The organism is Wenzhouxiangella limi, from assembly GCF_010499265.1.
GTDB classification, from domain to species: domain Bacteria; phylum Pseudomonadota; class Gammaproteobacteria; order Xanthomonadales; family Wenzhouxiangellaceae; genus Wenzhouxiangella; species Wenzhouxiangella limi.
In genome coordinates, this window is the sequence record NZ_JAAGSC010000041.1 from 266,032 (window position 1) to 285,886 (window position 19,855).

General features: G+C 64.1%; 13 protein-coding genes and 1 tRNA gene. 10 read left to right on the forward strand and 4 right to left on the reverse strand.

Annotated features, from left to right (window positions below):
- Positions 1-31: 31 nt before the first annotated feature.
- The gene (locus G3I74_RS09940) at positions 32-3,190 is read right to left on the reverse strand and encodes an efflux RND transporter permease subunit (RefSeq protein WP_164211433.1); all 3,159 of its coding nucleotides are present in this window, start codon (positions 3,188-3,190) and stop codon (positions 32-34) included.
- Positions 3,187-4,383, reverse strand: coding sequence for an efflux RND transporter periplasmic adaptor subunit (locus G3I74_RS09945; RefSeq protein ID WP_164211434.1), 1,197 nt, complete (start codon positions 4,381-4,383; stop codon positions 3,187-3,189). The genes G3I74_RS09940 and G3I74_RS09945 overlap by 4 nt, the downstream gene beginning before the upstream one ends.
- Before the next feature lie 150 nt (positions 4,384-4,533).
- Between G3I74_RS09945 and map the strand changes: the two genes are divergently transcribed.
- The 8 genes from map (at position 4,534) to G3I74_RS09985 (ending at position 13,632) form a co-directional block, all read left to right on the forward strand.
- The gene (gene map / locus G3I74_RS09950; protein ID WP_164211435.1) at positions 4,534-5,307 is read left to right on the forward strand and encodes a type I methionyl aminopeptidase; all 774 of its coding nucleotides are present in this window, start codon (positions 4,534-4,536) and stop codon (positions 5,305-5,307) included.
- Positions 5,304-7,994, forward strand: a complete 2,691-nt coding sequence (glnD, locus tag G3I74_RS09955) for a [protein-PII] uridylyltransferase (protein ID WP_164211436.1) — start codon at positions 5,304-5,306, stop codon at positions 7,992-7,994. The genes map and glnD overlap by 4 nt, the downstream gene beginning before the upstream one ends.
- Positions 7,991-8,821 carry a 2,3,4,5-tetrahydropyridine-2,6-dicarboxylate N-succinyltransferase gene (gene dapD / locus G3I74_RS09960; RefSeq protein ID WP_164211437.1) on the forward strand — a complete coding sequence of 277 codons (831 nt, stop codon included), beginning with the start codon at positions 7,991-7,993 and terminating at the stop codon, positions 8,819-8,821. The genes glnD and dapD overlap by 4 nt, the downstream gene beginning before the upstream one ends.
- A gap of 1 nt (position 8,822) precedes the next feature.
- Positions 8,823-9,170 carry a Spx/MgsR family RNA polymerase-binding regulatory protein gene (locus tag G3I74_RS09965; protein WP_338063092.1) on the forward strand — a complete coding sequence of 116 codons (348 nt, stop codon included), beginning with the start codon at positions 8,823-8,825 and terminating at the stop codon, positions 9,168-9,170.
- A 9-nt stretch (positions 9,171-9,179) separates the two neighbouring features.
- Positions 9,180-10,205 carry an HD domain-containing protein gene (locus G3I74_RS09970; RefSeq protein WP_164211439.1) on the forward strand — a complete coding sequence of 342 codons (1,026 nt, stop codon included), beginning with the start codon at positions 9,180-9,182 and terminating at the stop codon, positions 10,203-10,205.
- Positions 10,206-10,455: 250 nt separating this feature from the next.
- Positions 10,456-11,808, forward strand: coding sequence for a carbohydrate porin (locus G3I74_RS09975; RefSeq protein ID WP_203594662.1), 1,353 nt, complete (start codon positions 10,456-10,458; stop codon positions 11,806-11,808).
- 34 nt (positions 11,809-11,842) lie between these two features.
- Entirely contained in the window at positions 11,843-13,471 is a 1,629-nt protein-coding gene (locus G3I74_RS09980; protein WP_164211440.1) for a BCCT family transporter, read from the forward strand.
- Positions 13,472-13,557: 86 nt separating this feature from the next.
- Positions 13,558-13,632 (forward strand) — tRNA-Gly (locus G3I74_RS09985).
- Between the two features lie 25 nt (positions 13,633-13,657).
- On the opposite strand, the gene G3I74_RS09990 is transcribed toward G3I74_RS09985, so the two are convergent.
- Positions 13,658-14,572, reverse strand: a complete 915-nt coding sequence (locus G3I74_RS09990) for a histone deacetylase family protein (RefSeq protein WP_164211441.1) — start codon at positions 14,570-14,572, stop codon at positions 13,658-13,660.
- Positions 14,569-15,120: a cob(I)yrinic acid a,c-diamide adenosyltransferase gene (locus G3I74_RS09995; protein ID WP_164211442.1), complete on the reverse strand. Its 552-nt coding sequence runs from the start codon at positions 15,118-15,120 to the stop codon at positions 14,569-14,571. The genes G3I74_RS09990 and G3I74_RS09995 overlap by 4 nt, the downstream gene beginning before the upstream one ends.
- A 171-nt stretch (positions 15,121-15,291) precedes the next feature.
- Between G3I74_RS09995 and G3I74_RS10000 the strand changes: the two genes are divergently transcribed.
- Both G3I74_RS10000 and clpB read left to right on the forward strand, forming a co-directional pair.
- Entirely contained in the window at positions 15,292-17,184 is a 1,893-nt protein-coding gene (locus G3I74_RS10000) for a propionyl-CoA synthetase (protein ID WP_164211443.1), read from the forward strand.
- Between the two features lie 100 nt (positions 17,185-17,284).
- Positions 17,285-19,852, forward strand: coding sequence for an ATP-dependent chaperone ClpB (clpB, locus tag G3I74_RS10005; protein ID WP_164211444.1), 2,568 nt, complete (start codon positions 17,285-17,287; stop codon positions 19,850-19,852).
- Positions 19,853-19,855: the final 3 nt, after the last annotated feature.

Here is a 19,855-nt window from a genome sequence, read left to right on the forward strand (position 1 = left end):
GCCTATTCTAGGCGTTTGCAGACCTTTGGCGTTAACTTGAGTCCGCCGCCACCATGCCGTGCCGTTCGCGTCCGCTGACCCGCTGGATCAGCCGCACGGCATCGTCGCCGATCAGGTACAGGATCGGAATCAGCCCCAGCGTGATGACGGTGGCGAAAACGATGCCGAAAGCCAGCGAGGTGGCCATCGGGATCACGATCTGGGCCTGGAAGCTGGTCTCGAAGAACACGATCGGCGCCAGCCCCAGGAAGGTCGTCATCGAGGTCAGGATGATGGCCCTGAAGCGCGCGCGGGCGGCCTTGATGGCTGAGTCTATGCGGCTTTCGCCGGCGCGGCGATGGCGGTTGACGAAGTCGACCAGGATCAGGCTGTCGTTGACCACTACGCCGGCCAGGGCGATGATGCCGAACACGCTGAGCATGGAGATCGGCATGCCCAGCACCCAGTGGCCGAAAATCGCCCCGATCATGCCGAACGGGATCACCGACATGATCAGCAGGGGCTGCAGATAAGATTTCAGCGGAACGGCGATCAGGGCATAGATTAAAAACAGCGCGAAAGCCGTGCCCCAGAGCAGATCGCGCTGGACTTCCTGCTGGCTGCGGGTGGAGCCGGCCAGGCGGTAGCGCACGTCCGGATAGCTGGAAAGAATCTGGGGCAAGTGGACTTCGCGCAGGTCGCTGGAGATTCTGCCCGGCTCGGCCAGGTCCTTGTCGACCCGCGCCGAGACGCTGATCGAGCGCTCGCGGTCGTAGCGGCGGATCAGCGACGGGCTGGAGCCGACCGTGACGTCGGCCACTGCGCTGAACGGTACCGCCTCGCCGGCCGGAGTGCGGATGCGCATGCTTTCCAGGTAGCCCTCCGAGGAGCGCTGCTCGCGCGGATAGCGCACCATCACCCGAACATCGTCCTGGCCGCGCTGAATGCGCTGGACTTCCTCGCCGAAGAAGGCCTGACGCACCTGGCGGGCGAGATCCTGCTGGGTCAGTCCCAGGCTCTCGGCCTCGGGACGGATCTCAAGCTGCAGTTCGCGGGTGCCGCCGTCGAAGGAGTTGCGAATGTCGAAGGTGCCGTTGTAGCTGCGGATTTGCGCTTCCAGTTCCGCTGCGGCGGATTCGAGCTGGGCCAGGTCGCGCCCGACCAGCTGGAAACTCAGGTCCGGCCCGTCGCCGCCGGGCCCGCCGGCCCCGCCGATGCGCATGGCGCGAACGCCCGGGATCTCGCCGACTTCCTCGCGCCAGATGCGCTCGAGCTCGCGCGTGCTGACCCGGTTTTCTTCATCGCGGGTCAGCTCAACCAGCATGCCGCCGGTGGTGTCCGAGCCCGACCAGGAGAACACGGTGCGCACCACCGGCCGGTCGAATCCGCGCTCGGCCTGGATTTTGGCGTCGGCCGTGGCCAGCGCTTCGGCCAGTAAATCCAGGTTGGCGTGGGTGACCTCAGCCGGCGTGCCCTCGTTCATTTCCAGGTCGACCTGCATGAAATCGCCGGCCAGGTCGGGGAAGAACACGACCCGGACCATGCCGCCGGCGATCAGTCCGAAAGACAGGATCAGGATCGAGATAAAGCCGGCCAGCGCCAGGTAGCGGTTGCGCAGCAGCACCTTGAGCGAGGGCAGGTAGACGTTGTCGACCAGGTGGTACAGGCCGTCGGAAAAGCCGCGCTGGAAGCGGATCATCCGGTTGCTCGTGTCGGCCTCGTATTTGCGCACCTTCATGTGGGCCAGGTGGGCGGGAAGAATCAGCTTGGATTCGATCAGCGACATGATCAGGCACAGCACCACGACCCAGCCGATGGCGGCAAAGAACTGCCCCTGCACGCCGGAGACCAGCAGGATAGGGGCGAACGCCGCAATCGTGGTCAGCACCCCGAAGGTGGCCGGAACCGCGACCTTGTAGACGCCGTTGACCACGTTGTCGACCGAATGTCCCTTGGCCCTGATCTCGGTGTAGGCCGACTCGCCCATGACGATGGCGTCGTCGACCACAATCCCCAGCACCACGAGGAAGCCGAACAGGCTGATCATGTTGATCGTGACGCCGACCACCGGCAGCAGCCACATCGCGCCCATAAAGGCCACCAGCAGCCCGACCATCACCCAGAAAGCCAGCTTCAGGCGCAAAAACAGGGTCAGGATCAGAAACACCAGCAGCGCACCGGCGGCCAGGTTCTTGCCCATCATCTCGATGCGCCCGCGCAGCAGGTAGGAGATGTCGGCCCAGTGGTCGATGTTGATTCCCGCCGGCAGATCGGCCTGGGCCTGGTCGATGTAGTTGCGCACTTCCCGGGCGACGGCCAGGGCGTCCTGGTCGCCGACGCTCATGACCCGGATGGCAATCGCCGGCTGACCGTTGTGGCGGGCGTAGAAATCGCGCTCGACGAAGCCGTCGCGGATCTCGGCGATATCGCGCACCTGGACCCGGCTGCCGTCGGCGTTGGTGCGCACAACGATGTCTTCGAAGTCGGCCGCGACGTAGGCCTGGCCGACGGTGCGCACCAGCACGTCGCCGCCCGAGGTCTCGATGCGACCGCCGGGCAGATCCAGCGACGAGCGCCGGATGGCCTGGGCGACTTCGCCCAGGGTCAGGTTGTACGAACGCAGGGTTTCCTCGCGCACCTCGATGCCGATCTCGTAGGGCCGTGCGCCGGTCAGTTCGGCCCGGGTGACCGAGGGCAGGGCGGTGATGTCGTCGCGCATCTGGCGGGCGGCTTCCTTGAGCGTGCGCTCGGGCACGGAGCCGAACACCGACACCCAGATGACGTTCTGGCTCCAGGTGGCGCGCCGGTAGCGCGGGCGCTCGGTCTCGGCCGGGAAGGTGGGGATGGCATCGACCCGGCTTTTGATGGTGTCGAGCACCTCGAGGACGTCATAGCCGGCCTCGACCTCGACCGTGACCGTGCCGGCACCCTCGCGGGCGGTGGCGATGATTTCGCGCACGCCGTCGAGATCCTGGATGGCTTCCTCGATCTTGATCAAGACACCCTGCTCGACGTCCTTGGGGGTGCCGCCGCGGTAGGGCACGGTCACGGTCACAAGGTTGGTCTCCACCCTGGGGGTGATTTCCTTGCTGATGGTGATCGCTGAATACGTGCCGCCGGCGATCAGGCAGATCATGAGCAGGTTGGCCGCGACCGGGTTGTGCGCGAACCAGGCGATGATCTGGCCGTACCAGTTGCGGGCCTCGCTCATGGGGCTTCTCCCTGATCAGGCGCGTCCAATGAGCCGCGCACCCTGAGCGGCAAGCCGGGGATGGGCGCCTGGATCGCGGTCGTGATCACGCGGTCGCCGGGCTTGAGCGAATTGCGTACGTAGGCGCTTTCCGGGGTCGTGCGCAGCACGTCTACGGTGCGGATTTCCAGCTCGTCGTCGGCGTCGGCCAGATAGACGCTGTTGCCGTCGCGCAGGGCGCCACGCGGTAGCCGGATCAGGCCGGCCGATGTGCGGCCGCGAATCTCGGCCTCCACGAAGGTGCCCATCGCCAGCGGCGTTTCGCGCGAGGCCTCGAGCAGGCCGTAGGGATCGCGGATTTCGGCAACCGCGTGAACCAGCCGGGTGGCTTCGTCAACCACGCCCTCGGTGCGAACGATCTGCGCTTCCCATGCGGCTGACCGTCCGCCGACGCGACCGCGCAGCGTGACCGGGACCGGTTCGCTAGCGACGGTTTCTCCCGGCGCGGGCAGATCAAGAAAGGCCATGTCCTGGTCCGACAACGGCAGGCGGACCTCGGCCACGTCGACGGCAAACACCACCGCCAGCGGCGTGCCGGTGGACACGAACTGCCCCAGATCGACCTGGCGGGCCCGGACCAGCCCGTCGAAGGGCAGCGAGATGCGGGTACGCTCGAGGTTGCGCCGGGCGCGCAGCACACTGGCCTCGGCGGCCTGGACGGCGGCCTGGGCGCCGGCGACCTGCGGCAGCCGCAGGACCAGCTCGCCAGGTTCGCGCTCGCCGCCGTGCAGGCGCTGCCAGTCGAGCCGGGCTTGCTCGGAGCGCGCGCTTTCATCGGCCAGCCGCGACTGGGCCGAGGCCAGTTCGGCTTCGGCCTGCAGCAGAGCCGCCTCGTAATCGCTGGGATCGATTTCGGCCAGCGTTTCGCCCGCGCGGAAGAAACCGCCGGCGGTGAAGTTGTCTGCGACATCGACCAGGCGGCCGCTGACTTCGGCGGCGATGGTCGTTTCGGTGCGCGGCTGGACCGTGCCCTGGGCTTCGACGGAAAAATGGCCGACGCTGCTTTCGGCTTCGATCACGTCAACCATCATGGCGGTCACGGTCGGCTCACGTTCCGGCGGTTCCGGACGGTTGCGGGCCAGCATCACCACCGCAGTAACGGCCAGGGCGATCATCAGTACGCTGGGCAGAACGATTTTCAGCAGGACTTTCACAAACGAACCTCGATCACGAATCGGGCCAGAAAACAGGGCTCCATGGTGCCAAAGCAGGCGCGGACGCACACGTGCCAGAAGGCACAGCCTGCACCGGAGGCTACGGCCCTGGACTACAATTGAATCCCTCGCACAACGAAGTCTCCGCCGATGGATTCGTCAATCCAGATCAAGACTGCCGACGAGATCGAGGCCATGCGCGTAGCCGGACAGCAGGCTGCCAGCGTGCTCAGGATGATCCGCGAGCACGTCCGCCCCGGCGTGACCACTGGTGAACTGGACGCCATTTGTCATGCTTATATCGTCGACGAGCTCAAGGCTATTCCCGCCCCGCTGAATTACCGCGGCTTTCCCAAGTCGGTTTGTACCTCGGTCAACCACGTTATCTGTCACGGTATTCCGGGCGACAAGGTCCTCAAAGACGGCGATATCGTCAATATCGATGTCACGGTGATCCAGAACGGCTGGCACGGCGATACCAGCAAGATGTTTTTCGTCGGTGAGCCCTCGGTGAAGGCGCGTCGCATCTGCGACGTGGCCCACAAGGCCCTGATCACCGGCATCGAGATGGTGCGCCCGGGCGTGACCCTGGGCGATATCGGACACGCCATCCAGACCTACGCCGAGGGCGAGCGCTGCTCGGTGGTTCGCGAGTACTGCGGGCACGGCATTGGAAGGGTGTTCCACGAGCCGCCGCAGATCCTGCATTATGGCTACCCTGGAGACGGTGTGCGGCTCGAGCCGGGAATGACCTTTACCATCGAACCCATGATCAACCTCGGCAAGCGCCATACGCGCCTTTTGCCGGACAACTGGACCGTGATTACCCGTGACCGCAGCCTGTCGGCGCAGTGGGAACACACGATGGCGGTGACCGAGGACGGAGTCGACGTTCTCACCTGCCTGCCCGAAGATTCGCTGTGAACGAGCGCCTGGGCGCAGTCGCTGCGACGCGATACTGCCTGGATTTTCAGGCGCTGGCCGCCTTGCCGCCGGATCCTGTAGAACTCGCCGGCGGCCTGAAAGCGGCGCGCGAAGCTGCCGATCGGGAGCTTTCGGCACGGTTTCAATCGGGCACCGACATTCGCGAGCTGGTTCATGCCCGCGCCTGGGTGCTGGAGCAGCTGGTGCTGTGTGCGTGGCGCCATCTCATCCAGGTCGATATCGAGCTTGACCTGTGTGCGGTGGGCGGCTTCGGCCGCGGCGAGCTGCACCCGCACTCCGATCTTGATTTGCTGATTTTGGTGTCTCAGACGGGAGCGCAACCCGACCAGACGCTGCCACAGGACCTGGAGACCCTGATCCAGGTGCTGTGGGATGCCGACCTGCATCCCGGGCACAGCGTGCGCACGGTTTCGGAATGCGTGATCGAGGCTGAAGCCGACGTGGGCGTGGCCACCAACCTGATGGAGTCGCGCCTGCTGGCCGGTTCCGGGCGTTTGCTGTCGGCCATGCGTTCAGCGACTGATCCGCCCGCACTGTGGCCGGCTGCCGAGTTCTTTGCCGCCAAATGCGCCGAGCAGGATGCCCGGCACGCCCAGTTCGAAGACACCATCTACAACCTCGAGCCCAACATCAAGGAGGGGCCGGGAGGATTACGCGACCTGCAGATGATCGCCTGGGTCACCCGGCGCCACTTCAGCACCGCCACCTTGCATGGACTGGTCGAGCGGGGTTTCTTAAGCGAGCAGGAGCACGATGACCTGGTCGCCAACCGGGACTTTCTGTGGTCGTTGCGCTGGACGCTGCACGAGGTGGCCGGGCGAGCCGAGGAGCGGCTGCTATTCGAGCACCAGCGTCGTCTGGCGGCGGCCTTCGGTCTCGACGTGGATGGGCTCGGCAACGCGGCGGTCGAGCAGTTCATGCAGCGCTATTACCGCTGCGCGATGCAGGTTGCACGCCTGAACGAGCGGCTGCTGCAAAGCTTCGACGAAGAGCTGCTGGCCGGTCGTGTGCACCTGCCGTCGGCCGATATCGACCGTCAGTTCCGCATTCACGATGGCTACCTGGAGCTGGCTGATCCGCACGCCTTCGTCGAGCGGCCCGAGCTGCTGATGCGCATGTTCCTGGTGCTGTCCGAGCACCCCGAAATCCGGGGCGTCCGCGCCGCGACGATTCGGCTGGTGCGCGAACATCTTTATCTGATCGATGAGCACTTCCGCCAGAATCCGGAGGTGTTGCAGATGTTCCTCAAGCTGCTGCGAAGTCCTCGCCTGGTCTATAGCCAGCTGGCGCGCATGAACCGCTATGGCGTACTCGGCGCACTGCTGCCGGCTTTCGCCGACATCACCGGGCGAATGCAGTTTGATCTGTTTCACGTCTACACGGTCGATCAGCACACCCTGTTCGTGATTCGCAATCTGCGCCGCATCGCTCTGGGCAAGCACGAGCATCAGTTCAGGCACGCGATCGACACCATGGCTCGAATAGAGCGCCAGGAAGTGCTGTATCTGGCCGCACTGTTTCACGACATTGCCAAGGGGCGCGGCGGTGATCATTCCGAACTGGGTGCGGAAGATGCCCGCGCTTTCGTTGACTGCCTCGACCTTGCCGAGGAAGATCGCGACCTGGTGGTCTGGCTGGTGCGCGAGCACCTGCTGATGTCGCGCACCAGCCAGCGCGAGGACATCAGCGATCCGGTGGTCGTCAACCGCTTCATCGAGCGGGTTCAGAACCGGCGCCGGCTCGATCACCTGCTGGTGCTGACCACGGCCGACATTGCCGCCACCAGTCCCCGCCTATGGAATTCCTGGAAAGACAGCCTGCTGTGGGAGCTTTACCAGGCGGCGGTCGATACGCTGGAGCGGGCCCCGGAAGAGCGTCCGGACCGCGACAGCAGCGTCAGTGAAACGCGTCAGGAGGGGCTTGAACTGCTGGCGACCGAGGGCATGCCGGACGCGCGCTCGGCAGCGCTCTGGTCTGCCTTGCCGGAGCGGGCGTTTCTTCGTCTGGACGCCGATCAGCTGGCCTGGGCGACGCGATCCGTAGACCGGGCTGAAGGCCTTCCGCTGGTGGTTTACCGGCACTTGCCGGACAAGGGCATTAGCGAAATCTTTGTTCACGCCGAAGACTTCGCCGGGCTATTTGCCGTGGTCGCGCGCGAGCTCGACCGGATGCAGCTCAACGTGCTCGCAGCCCGCGTCATCACCAGCCATGACGGCAAGAGCTGGGACGTGTTTCAGCTGATGGCTTCGGCCGGTGGGCCGTTGCTGGATTCCGATGCCGCCCGCCTGGCCCGCATCCTGACCGAGCAGCTGGCCGCCAAGGCGGTCCGGCCACTGCCGCCACGGCCGGTGCCGCGTCGCCTGCAACCGTTCATGGGACGGGCTGAAATCCGGATCGCCCCGTCAGGAGACCTCACCTGCGTCGAAATGGCTGCGACCGATCGCCCAGGACTGCTGTCGGCAATCGCCGAGGCGCTGGTCAAATGCGACGTTCAGCTGCTCGACGCCCGCATCGCCACCTTCGGACAGCGAGTGGAAGACGTGTTTCTGGTTTCCGATGCCGGCGGTCGAGCCTTGACCGAGCAGGCTTGCCGGACGCTCGAAGAGGAACTGCGTGGTCAGCTCGACGTCGAACCGTCCCTGGAAACTTCAGGAGAGTCTGCATGAACAGCCAGCATCATCCCGCCAGAAGCCTGATCGAAGATGCATGGGAGCGGCGCACCGAGCTCGGTCCCGATGATCACGACTCGCGGTTGCGGGCCGCGGTCGATGAATCCCTGAGTGGTCTGGAAGCCGGCACGCTGCGCGTGGCCGAGCCTTCCTCCGACGGCTGGGTCGTCAACCAGTGGCTCAAGCAGGCCATCCTGCTGCATTTCCGGATCACCGCCAACCGCGATATGGACGGCGGTCTGAGTCACTATTTCGACAAGGTCGATCTGCGCTTTGCCGGCCCCGGCGACGCCCCGGCCGACAGCGGCGCCCGGGTGGTGCCGCCGGCCACGGTGCGGCGCGGCGCCCATGTTGGTCACGACGTCGTCCTCATGCCCAGCTACGTCAACATTGGCGCGTTTGTCGGCCAGGGCAGCATGATCGACACCTGGGCGACCGTGGGCTCGTGCGCGCAGATCGGGGCCGGCGTGCATATTTCCGGCGGCGCCGGCATCGGCGGGGTGCTCGAGCCGCTGCAGGCCAACCCGACCGTCATCGAGGACGGCTGTTTCATCGGCGCGCGTTCCGAGGTGGTCGAAGGGGTGATCGTCGAGAAGGGTGCGGTGATCGGCATGGGCGTTTTTCTCGGCCAGTCGACCCGGATCTACAATCGCGCCACCGGCGAAACCCTGACCGGCCGGGTGCCGGCCGGGTCGGTGGTGGTGGCCGGCAGCCTGCCGGCCGAAGACGGCTCGCACAGCCTGTATGCCGCCATCATCGTCAAGCAGGTCGACGAAAAAACCCGCTCGCGAACCTCGGTCAACGAACTGCTGCGGGCGGCCTGAAGTGAGCGAGCTGACGGTGTACGGCATCAAGAGCTGCGATACCTGCCGCAAGGCACTGAAGTGGCTCGAGGCGCACGAGCGTGCCTATCGCTGGCACGATCTGCGCGCCGACGGTGTGGAAATCGAACAGCTGCAGCGCTGGCTGGCGGCGGTCGGAGCGCAGGCGCTGATCAACCGCCGTTCAACCACCTGGCGCGCGCTGAGCGAGGCCGAGCGCTTGCGCGCCGGCGACCCGGAGCAGGCCGCCGGACTGTTGCAGGCCAACCCCACCTTGATCAAGCGGCCGGTGTTCGAATCCGAGGGGCGCGTGCAGGTGGGGTTTGATGCGACGGTCAGGGAGAGCTTGTAGACTGAGCCCATGAGCCAACCTGCAGAACAGATTGTTGCGCTGCGCCCGATCGGCCGGGCCGAGCGCGAGGCGCGCGAGGCGCTGCTTTCGCCCCTGGCCGCGCGTTCGGCCGACAGCCGCGGCCGGCGCCGGGAAGAAGCGCCGGATCCTTATCGGACCGAGTTCGAGCGCGACCGCGATCGCGTCCTGCACTCCAAGGCGTTCCGACGCCTGAAGCACAAGACTCAAGTCTTCATCAACCCCGAAGGCGACCACGTCGTCACCCGCATGAGCCATACCCTGCAGGTGACCCAGGTGGCGCGTGCGCTGGCCAGCGCGCTGGGCCTCAACGAAGCCCTGACCGAGGCCATCGGCCTGGCGCACGACTGCGGCCACACGCCGTTTGGCCACACCGGCGAGGCGGCACTGTCGGAATACGTTGAAGACGGTGAATGGCTGCACTCGGAGCAGGGCGTGCGCATTTTCGAAGTGCTCGAGCCCTGCAATCTGAGCTGGGAAGTGCTCGACGGGATTCGCGCCCACACCTGGCGGGTCAAGCCCCCGCCGCATACGGCCGAAGGCTGGGTGCTGCGCTTTGCCGACCGTATCGCCTATCTCAATCATGATCTGCAGGACGCCGTTCGCGCCGGCGTGATCGCGGCCAGCGACGTGCCCGGCGAGATCACCGCCGTACTCGGGCCGTTTCGCGGCGGGGTCTGGATCAACACCATGATCGAAGCGGTGATCGAGGAATCGTGCCGTCGAGGAAAGGTCGCCATGCATGCCGACGTGCTGCTGGCCATGAAGCATTTTCGCGAGTTCATGTTCGAGCGCGTTTATCTGCGGCCCGAAGCCGCAGCCCAGGCGCGCAGAGCCACCGGCGTGATCCATCAGCTGGTCGAACATCTGCTGGCCCATCCGCAAGAAATCCCCGATAGCTATCGCATTGCCGAGGCCGAACCGCTAACCCAGGTTCTTGATTATGTCGCCGGTATGACCGACCGCTATGCGCTCAACCTGCACGACCGTTTGTTCCGTCCGCGCGGATTGGTCTGATCGCGTTTGTTTGCAATCCGTTAAGCCGTTTGTTATTGTCTACGGCTGATTCATTGATTCGGTGATGCATCTCTTGCACGAGATGCCCCTCACTTCATGCTCGGGTGCGTAGCATCCTTGCAGGTTCAATTCAAGGTGGCCAAGCGTCAGTCGCGATGAGCCGCCAACGCTGATTTATTTTTTCGACTGTTGCCGCTGTTTCGACAGCATTCAAAACAGTCGTGTTCAGAAACACATAGGGAGAATTTTGATGAACAGGAAACCTCTTGCGTGGTTGTGCGCGCTCGCTTTGGCCGCTCCATCTACTGCTTTGTTTGCCTCCGAGAACGCTGATGAGGCCGAGCAGCTGCGCCAGCACATCGAACAGATGCAGCGCCAGTTGCTTGAAATGCAGGAGCGGCTCGATGATCTGCAGGCCGAGCGCGATGAAGAGCGTATGGCGCGTGAGCGCGTCGAGGCACGCGTTGAACAAGTGGCCGAAACCGCGGATCAGGCGGCAGCCGAAGACGAAGAAGGCATCAACGTTGGCGGCGCGGTGCGCTTTCAGTACGTGTTCGAGGACTACAACGACACCAACAAGGAAAACAACGGCACGCTGGAGCTTGATACCGTTCGCTTGAACTTCGACGGCACGGTGGGTGACGTGATTCTGTCGGCCGAATACCGCTTCTACCAGTACATGAACGTCATCCATCATGCCTGGGCCGGCTATGACTTTTCCGATACGCTGCAGGGCCAGGTCGGCATCCACCAGGTGCCGTTTGGTGTGACGCCCTACAACTCGCACAGTTTCTTTTTCAGCTCCAATTACTACCTGGGGCTTGAAGACGACTACGATTTCGGGGTCAAGCTGATCCACGATGACGGCCCGCTCAACCTTCAGGGCGCGTTTTACTGGAACGACGAGCTGGGCGGGGCCGACGGCTATTACGGCTTCGACGGCGGCGACTTCCCGAACAATCTCAACGATCGCTATTCCTACGACATCGTCGGCGTGCGCGCTCCGGGCGAAGGCACCTTTGCGCTGCCGAACGAGGGCGCGTTCGACGCCAGCATCTTCAACCTGCGTGGTGCCTACACGCTGGGATACGGGACCGATTTCACCACTGAGCTGGGTGCTTCGGTTCAGTTTGGCGATGTAGTCGACAACGCCGGCAACAGCAACGGCAGCCAGTCGGCTTACGCGCTGCATCTCAACGGCAACTACGGTCCATGGAACCTGATGCTGCAGGCGACCGAATACGAGTACGACATGGACAATGGCTCCGGTCGCATGGCGGTCGGCGCCTACGACTTCTTCGACACCATCCCGGCCGAAGCGACCACCTACACCGCCAACCTGGCGTATAGCCTGCCGGTCAACTGGGGTCCGATCTCGAACCTGCAGTTCTACAACAACTACTCGCTCATCACCGACAAGTCGGCGGGTCTGGAAGACACCTGGATGAACGTGACCGGCGTGTCGGTCACCTCGGGCGGGCTGTTTACCTATATCGATCTGATTACGGCCGAAAACCAGCCGTTCATAGGCGGCAGCATGGATTCGCCGACTGATGGCGGCACCAATACGCGCTTTAACATCAACTTCGGTTACTACTTCTAAGCGCAACCGCCGAACTGACCGGAGATAAAAAACTATGAGCGATCAAAAACAAAACCAGACCGATCAGGACAAGCTGCTAGAAGAGCTCGAGGAGGTCTACGAGACCGACTACGAGCTGGGTCAGGACAACGTGACCTGGATGGGGCTCGACCTGCATAACCCGGTCTTCGTAGTCAGCGCCGTGCTGATCCTGCTGTTCGTGATTCTTTCGCTGATCTTTCCCGAGCAGTCCAACTCCATGCTCGGCTCGACGCGGGTCTGGATCGGTGAAAACTTCGACTGGCTGTTCCTGTCGGCAGGAAACTTCTTTGTCCTGTTCTGTTTGATACTGATTGTCCTGCCCGTGGGATCGATTCGGCTGGGCGGTGACGAAGCCAAGCCGGAATTTTCCATCATGTCCTGGTTTGCGATGCTGTTCGCGGCCGGCATGGGCATCGGCCTGATGTTCTGGTCCGTTGCCGAACCGGTCGGCTATTTCACCGAGTGGTTCGGCACGCCCCTGGGGATTGCCGGCGGGACCGAGGAGTCCAAGACCGCGGCGCTGGGTGCGACCATGTACCACTGGGGTCTGCATCCCTGGGCGATCTACGGGGTCGTGGCGCTGTCGCTGGCCTTTTTCTCCTACAACAAGGGTCTTCCGCTGACCATCCGATCGTGCTTTTATCCGTTGCTCGGCGATCGCGTCTGGGGCTGGATGGGTGACGTCATCGACACGCTGGCGGTGCTGGCAACGATATTTGGTCTGGCCACGTCGCTGGGCCTGGGCGCCCAGCAGGCCGCTGGCGGGATCGACTTCCTGTTCGGCATCCCCAGTGGGCTGCTCTCGCAAACCCTCATCATCGCCGGCGTGACCACGGTAGCGCTGATTTCGGTACTGCGCGGCATCGAGGGGGGCGTCAAGCTTTTGAGTAACCTCAACATGCTGCTGGCTCTGGCCCTCTTGATGTTCGTGATGTTTGCCGGGGGGCTGCTCGCTTTCGCCGGCAATCTCGGCCAGACCGTCAGCGGCTATGCCCAGTACGTGCTGCCGCTGAGCAACCCGGTCGGTCGCGAAGACGATGTCTTCTACCATAGCTGGACGATCTTCTTCTGGGCCTGGTGGATTGCCTGGTCGCCGTTTGTGGGCATGTTCATCGCGCGGGTCTCTTACGGCCGCACGGTGCGCGAATTCCTGACCGCGGTGCTGATCGTGCCGGTGGTGGTCTCGACGGTGTGGATGAGCGCCTTCGGCGGCTCGGGCGTCGATCAGGCACGAGAAGGGATCGGCGCGCTGGGCGCTGAAGGGATCACCGATTCCTCGCTGGCGCTGTTCCAGATGCTGCAGTCCATGCCGATGACATCGATTACATCGTTCCTGGCCATCGTGCTGGTGCTGGTGTTTTTCGTGACCTCGTCGGACTCCGGCTCGCTGGTGATCGATTCGATCACCTCGGGCGGCAAGATCGATGCGCCGGTACCGCAGCGGGTGTTCTGGGTGATGGCCGAAGGCCTGATCGCCGCCGTTCTACTGGCCGTTGGCGGGGCTGCGGCCCTCAACGCGCTGCAGGCCGGATCGGTCAGTACGGGGCTGCCGTTTGCCATCGTGCTGCTGCTGATGTGCGTCAGCCTGATCAAGGGGCTGACCCACGAGCGCAAGCTGCTGAGTCTTCAGGGCAAGCGCTAAAACGAAAAAAAGTAAGACCAGTCGGGGCCGCGGACCTTGCAAAATGTCCGCGGCCTCGCTTTAATAAGGCTTGAAAGCCATGCGCGGCGGGCGTCGTATAATGGTTATTACCCCAGCTTCCCAAGCTGGAGATGACGGTTCGATTCCGTTCGCCCGCTCCAGTGCTCGCGCTGCCAAGGCTTACGCTTATTCGATCGATTCGCCAAAGGCGACGACACTCTCGGTAATCGCAGCCAGGTCGTAGCCGCCCTCCAGGCTCGCCACTAAGCGCCCGGAAGCGTGGTTTCTCGCGATGCCCGTCAGCTGTTCTCCGATCCAGTAGTAGTCTTCGTCCTTGAGCTGCAGCTGGGCCAGCGGGTCGCGCCAGTGGCCGTCAAAGCCCGCCGAGACCAGGACCAGCTGCGGCTTGAAGCGATCCAGTGCGGGCAGAAGATGCTCGGTCCACAGGGCCCGGAATTCATCGCTGCCCGAATTGGCGGTCAGGGTGGCGTTGACAACGTTGCTGGCTTTGGTTGTGGCCGGATCCCCGGTGCCGGGATATAAAGGTGCCTGATGCGAGGAAACGAAGAGGAAGCGCGGGTCGTCTTGCAGGATGGCCTCGGTACCGTTGCCGTGGTGGACGTCGAAGTCGACCACACCGATCCGCTTGAGGCCGTGCACGTCGGCCGCGCGGCCGGCGGCGACGGCGATGCTGTTGAGCAGGCAGAAGCCCATGGCTCGAGCCGACTCCGCGTGATGGCCTGGCGGTCGAACGGCGGCAAAAACAGCCTGGCCGGGTTGGGCCATGACCTGGTCGACGCCTCCGCAGACTGCGCCGGCGGCCAGCCGCGCTGCGCGCAGACTCCCGCGACCAATATAGGTATCGGGATCCAGGCTGAGCAGGCTGCCACTGGCATCCAGGTCGGTCAGGCTTTGCAGGTAATTAAATCCGTGCATTCTTGCCAGGTCGGTATCGTCAACGAGTTCTGCTTCACGCACTTCAGGCTGATCCAGTTGCTCGACGCCGGCTAAAGCAGCCTGCAGGCGTTCGGCGCGTTCGGGATGGCCGGCCGGGGGCGTGTGGGCCAGGCAGTCCGGGTGAGTCAGGACGATCAGGCTCATCGCTCGCGCTCGTGGTTCCAGAGCACTTCGCCGGCGCCGGAGGCGCGCGCGACCGTGCGGGCAATCACGAACAACAGGTCGGACAGGCGGTTCAGGTAGCGAATCACCGGTTCGTTGACCGGTTCCTGGCGGGCCAGAGAAATCACTCTGCGTTCGGCGCGGCGGCAGATGGTCCGCGCAAGATGGGCCTGGGCCGCCGTCAAGCTACCGCCGGGCAGGATGAAATCCTTCAGCGGGGGCAGATCGGCGTTGAGCCGGTCCAGTTCCTTTTCGAGGCGGTCGATATGACGGTCCTGGATCATTTCCATGCCCGGTACGCAAAGTTCACCACCCAGGTCGAACAGGTCGTGCTGGATGTCGAGCAAGACCGAGGCGATGCCATCATTGCCCATGGCCGCAATCAGCAGGCCCAGCGTGCTGTTGAGCTCGTCGACCGTGCCGTAAGCTTCCACGCGCAGGGAGTCCTTCTGAGTGCGCGAGCCGTCGCCCAGACCTGTGGTGCCGTCATCGCCGGTGCGAGTGTAGATTTTCGAAAGGCGGTTTCCCATTGCGTTGGCCCTCTCAATTCAGGAGCGAAAATATCACAGATCGGCGCGAAATCCCGGTCTCCAACTCACTCGATCGGAGACATTGGCGCATGATCCCATGGTCTACTGGATTGTCCTGTCAAAGAGGCTCACACTTAAAGTTGGAGTTGAACGGTTACCGGGGAGCAACGCATGTCATCATCCAGCTACCAAGAGCACTTCAGTCGCGCCGCCAGTGATCCGGACGGCTTCTGGCTGGAGCAGGCCAGGCGCATACGCTGGTTTCGTGCTCCCGGTCAGGGACATTCACCTGCTGCTCAAGGCGGCATCCAGTGGTTTGCCGACGGCGAACTGAACACCGCCTGGCTTGCCCTCGACGCTCATGTCCAGGCCGGGCGCGGCGAGCAGTCAGCGCTAATCTATGACTCGCCGGTCACCGGCACTCAGCAACGGCTGAGCTACGCTGAGCTGACCGGGCGGGTGGCACGCTTTGCTGGTGCGCTGGCCGGCCTGGGGGTGGGCCGGGGTGACCGGGTGGTGATTTACATGCCGATGGTGCCTGAGGCGGTGATTGGCATGCTGGCTTGTGCCCGGCTGGGCGCGGTGCATTCCGTGGTCTTCGGTGGCTTCGCACCGCACGAGTTGGCCATCCGCATCGACGACGCTCGACCGAAGGTCGTGCTGTCGGCCTCCTGCGGTATCGAAGTTGACCGGATCATTCCCTACAAACCCCTGCTTGATGCCGCTTTGGCGCAGGCCGAGCATACGCCGGGGGCGACGGTTGTCTTGCAGCGCTCGCCGGCTCGGGCCGGCTTGCAGCCCGGCCGTGACCATGACTGGACCGCGCTGGAAGCAGCCTCCGCGCCTGCCGAGCCGGTGCCGGTGCGCGGCAGCGATCCGCTGTACATCCTCTACACCTCCGGGACGACAGGCAAGCCCAAGGGCGTGGTCCGCGACAACGGCGGTCATGCCGTGGCCATGCACTACAGCATGGAGGTGGTGTACGGCATGCAGCCCGGCGAGGTTTTTTGGGCAGCCTCGGATGTTGGCTGGGTGGTCGGTCATTCCTATATCGTTTACGCGCCACTGATTTACGGCTGTACGACGGTGCTCTACGAAGGCAAACCGGTGCGAACGCCCGATGCGGGCGCGTTCTGGCGCGTGATCAGTGAACACCGCGTGGCCGGCATGTTCACCGCACCCACCGCTTTTCGGGCGATCCGAAAGGAAGACCCGGACGGCGCGCTCATGAGCCAGTACGATCTGTCCTGTCTGCGGCGGCTGTTCCTTGCCGGCGAACGGCTGGACCCACCGACCTACGAATGGCTCAAGCAACGTACCGGCCTGCCGGTGCTGGATCACTGGTGGCAGACCGAGACCGGTTGGGCGATCGCCTGCAACCCGGTGGGTCTGGAGTATTTTCCGGAAAAGCCCGGCTCGGCCACCCGACCCACACCGGGCTTTCAGGTCGAGATCCTCGACCCGGACGGGGCGCCGTGTTCGACGGGACAGCAGGGCGCGGTGTGCGTCCGCCAGCCCTTGCCGCCAGGCTGCCTGCTGGGTATCTGGGAGGATCCGGAACGTTTTCGGTCGGCCTATCTGGAGCGCTACCCGGGCTACTATCTGAGCGGCGACGGTGGCTATATTGACGCCGAAGGCGACCTGTTCGTGATGGGGCGGATGGATGACGTGATCAACGTAGCCGGCCACCGGCTTTCGACCGGCGAGCTGGAGGAAATCGTCGCCTCGCACCCCGCGGTGGCCGAGTGCGCGGTATTCGGCATCAGTGATGAACTCAAAGGTCAGCTGCCGCTGGGGCTGGTGGTGCTCAAGGACGGCTGTACCCAGGCAGCCCGGGAAGTCAGTACTGAACTGATCGCCCTGGTTCGAGAAAAAGTGGGCGCCGTGGCCTGTTTTCGACAGGCCGTAGTGGTCCATCGCCTGCCCAAGACGCGTTCCGGGAAAATTCTGCGGCGCACGCTGCGCGATCTGGCCGATGGTGAGCCGGTGGCAGTACCCTCGACCATCGACGATCCGGCCATTCTCGAAGAAATCCGTTCCTCTCTGGCGGCCAGATCCGGTTAGCACGCCAGCCGCGCCCGGTGCGCGACGCTTGATTCTCGCTGAATCGACCCCATCCTGTGGATAAGTCAATTATTTGCAAAAGGGTCAAGCCGTTATGAGAATGGACAAACTGACTGCCCGCTTCCAGCAAGCACTGGGCGAGGCGCAAAGCCTGGCCATCGGCATGGATCACGCCCTGCTCGAGCCCGAGCACGTCATGGTCGCCCTGCTCGATCAGGAAGGCGGCGGGATCCGCGCGCTGCTGGCCCGCGCCGGCGCGCAGGTCAATGGATTGCGCTCGGAACTGGGCGAGAAGCTCGACGGCCTGCCGAAAGTCTCCGGCCAGGCCGGGCAGATCAACCTGTCCAACGACACCAGCCGGGTCCTGAACCTGACCGACAAGATCGCCCGCGACCGCGGCGATGCCTATATCGCGTCGGAACTGTTCGTTCTGGCCGCGCTGGAGGCGAAGGTGGCGTTGAGCGAGAGTCTGCACCGCGCCGGCGTGACCAAAAAGGCCGTCGAGGACGCCATCGACACCGTCCGTGGCGGTGAGAACGTCGACGACCCCAACGCCGAAGACGCCCGCGAAGCGCTGAAGAAATACACCGTCGACCTGACCGAGAAGGCCGAGCAGTCGCGCCTGGATCCGGTCATCGGCCGCGACGAGGAAATCCGGCGCTGCATCCAGGTGCTGCAGCGCCGGACCAAGAACAATCCGGTCCTGATCGGCGAGCCCGGCGTGGGCAAGACCGCCATCGTCGAGGGCCTGGCCCAGCGCATCGTCAACGGCGAGGTGCCCGAGGGCCTGAAAAACAAGCGCGTGCTCTCGCTCGACCTGGGCGCCCTCATCGCCGGGGCCAAGTACCGCGGCGAGTTCGAGGAGCGCCTGAAGGCCGTGCTCAACGATCTTAAAAAACAGGAAGGCCAGGTCATCCTGTTCATCGACGAGATCCACACCATGGTCGGCGCCGGCAAGGCCGAAGGCGCCATGGACGCCGGCAATATGTTGAAGCCCGCGCTGTCGCGCGGTGAGCTGCACTGCGTGGGCGCGACCACGCTCAACGAGTACCGCGAGAACATCGAAAAAGACGCCGCCCTTGAGCGAAGATTCCAGAAAGTCATTGTCGGCGAACCCTCGGTCAACGACACCATCGCCATTCTCCGAGGCCTGCAGGAGCGCTACGAGGTCCACCACGGCGTCGATATCACCGACCCGGCGCTGGTCGCCGCCGCCACGCTGTCGCACCGCTATATCACCGACCGCAACCTGCCCGACAAGGCGATTGACTTGATGGACGAGGCGGCCAGCCGCATCCGCATGGAGATCGACTCCAAGCCCGAGGCCATGGACCGGCTCGAGCGCCGGCTGATTCAGCTCAAGATCGAGCGCGAGGCGTTGAGCAAGGAGACCGACGAGGCCTCCAGAAAGCGCCTGGCCAATCTCGAGACCGAAATCGACGAGCTCGAGCGCGAGTTCGCCGACTTGGACGAGGTCTGGAAGACCGAGAAAGCCTCGGTTCAGGACGCTACCCAGATCAAGGAGGCGCTGGAGCGCGCCCGCGCCGAGCTCGAAAACGCCCGCCGTGCGCAGGATCTGTCGCGCATGGCCGAACTGCAGCACGGCCGCATCCCCGAGCTGGAGCGCCAGCTGGACCAGGCCGAGTCGTCCGAGACCACCGACCAGTTTCAGCTACTGCGCAACAAGGTCACCGAGGAAGAAATCGCCGAGGTGGTCAGCCGCTGGACCGGCATTCCGGTCTCGAAGATGCTCGAAGGCGAGCGCGACAAGCTTTTGCGCATGGAAGAGGCGCTGCACGAGCGCGTCGTCGGCCAGGACGAGGCGGTCAAGGCGGTCGCCGACGCGATCCGGCGTTCAAGAGCCGGCCTGGCCGACCCCAACCGACCCAACGGCTCGTTCCTGTTCCTCGGCCCTACTGGCGTGGGCAAGACCGAGCTGTGCAAGTCGCTGGCCTCGTTCCTGTTCGATACCGAAGAGGCCATGGTCCGCATCGATATGTCGGAATTCATGGAAAAACACGCCGTGGCCCGCCTGATCGGCGCGCCCCCGGGCTACGTCGGCTACGAGGAAGGCGGTTATCTGACCGAGACCGTGCGCCGCCGGCCGTACTCGGTGATCCTGCTCGACGAGGTCGAAAAAGCCCACCCGGAAGTCTTCAATATCCTGCTGCAGGTGCTCGACGACGGCCGCCTGACCGACGGTCACGGCCGCACCGTGGATTTCCGCAACACCGTCATCGTCATGACCTCCAACCTGGGCTCGGATCGCATCCAGGAGCTCCACGGGCAGGGCTACGACGTCATGAAGCAGGCGGTGATGGACGTCGTTGGCCACCACTTCCGGCCCGAGTTCATCAACCGGGTCGACGAGATCGTGGTCTTCCACCCGCTCGATCGCGAGCAGATCCGGGCCATTGCCGCCATCCAGATCGAAGGCCTGCGCCAGCGTCTTGCCGATCGCGACATGGCCCTGGAGATTTCCGACCAGGCCCTGGACCTGCTCGGCAACGTCGGCTTCGACCCGGTCTTCGGCGCCCGCCCGCTCAAGCGCGCGATCCAGCAAAAACTGGAAAACGGCCTCGCCCAGCGCATCCTGGCCGGCGAATTCGCCCCCGGCGATACGATCCGGGTGGATGCAGCGGAAGGAGAACTGATGTTTGCGGGCTGATGG

Excerpts from the sequence above, each read along its gene's own strand:
- G3I74_RS09940 (WP_164211433.1), bottom strand. The coding sequence starts at position 3,190 with ATGAGCGAGGCCCGCAACTGGTACGGCCAGATCATCGCCTGGTTCGCG.
- map (WP_164211435.1), top strand. The coding sequence starts at position 4,534 with ATGGATTCGTCAATCCAGATCAAGACTGCCGACGAGATCGAGGCCATG.
- dapD (WP_164211437.1), top strand. The coding sequence starts at position 7,991 with ATGAACAGCCAGCATCATCCCGCCAGAAGCCTGATCGAAGATGCATGG.
- G3I74_RS09970 (WP_164211439.1), top strand. The coding sequence starts at position 9,180 with ATGAGCCAACCTGCAGAACAGATTGTTGCGCTGCGCCCGATCGGCCGG.
- G3I74_RS09975 (WP_203594662.1), top strand. The coding sequence starts at position 10,456 with ATGAACAGGAAACCTCTTGCGTGGTTGTGCGCGCTCGCTTTGGCCGCT.
- G3I74_RS09980 (WP_164211440.1), top strand. The coding sequence starts at position 11,843 with ATGAGCGATCAAAAACAAAACCAGACCGATCAGGACAAGCTGCTAGAA.
- G3I74_RS09990 (WP_164211441.1), bottom strand. The coding sequence starts at position 14,572 with ATGAGCCTGATCGTCCTGACTCACCCGGACTGCCTGGCCCACACGCCC.
- G3I74_RS09995 (WP_164211442.1), bottom strand. The coding sequence starts at position 15,120 with ATGGGAAACCGCCTTTCGAAAATCTACACTCGCACCGGCGATGACGGC.
- G3I74_RS10000 (WP_164211443.1), top strand. The coding sequence starts at position 15,292 with ATGTCATCATCCAGCTACCAAGAGCACTTCAGTCGCGCCGCCAGTGAT.
- clpB (WP_164211444.1), top strand. The coding sequence starts at position 17,285 with ATGGACAAACTGACTGCCCGCTTCCAGCAAGCACTGGGCGAGGCGCAA.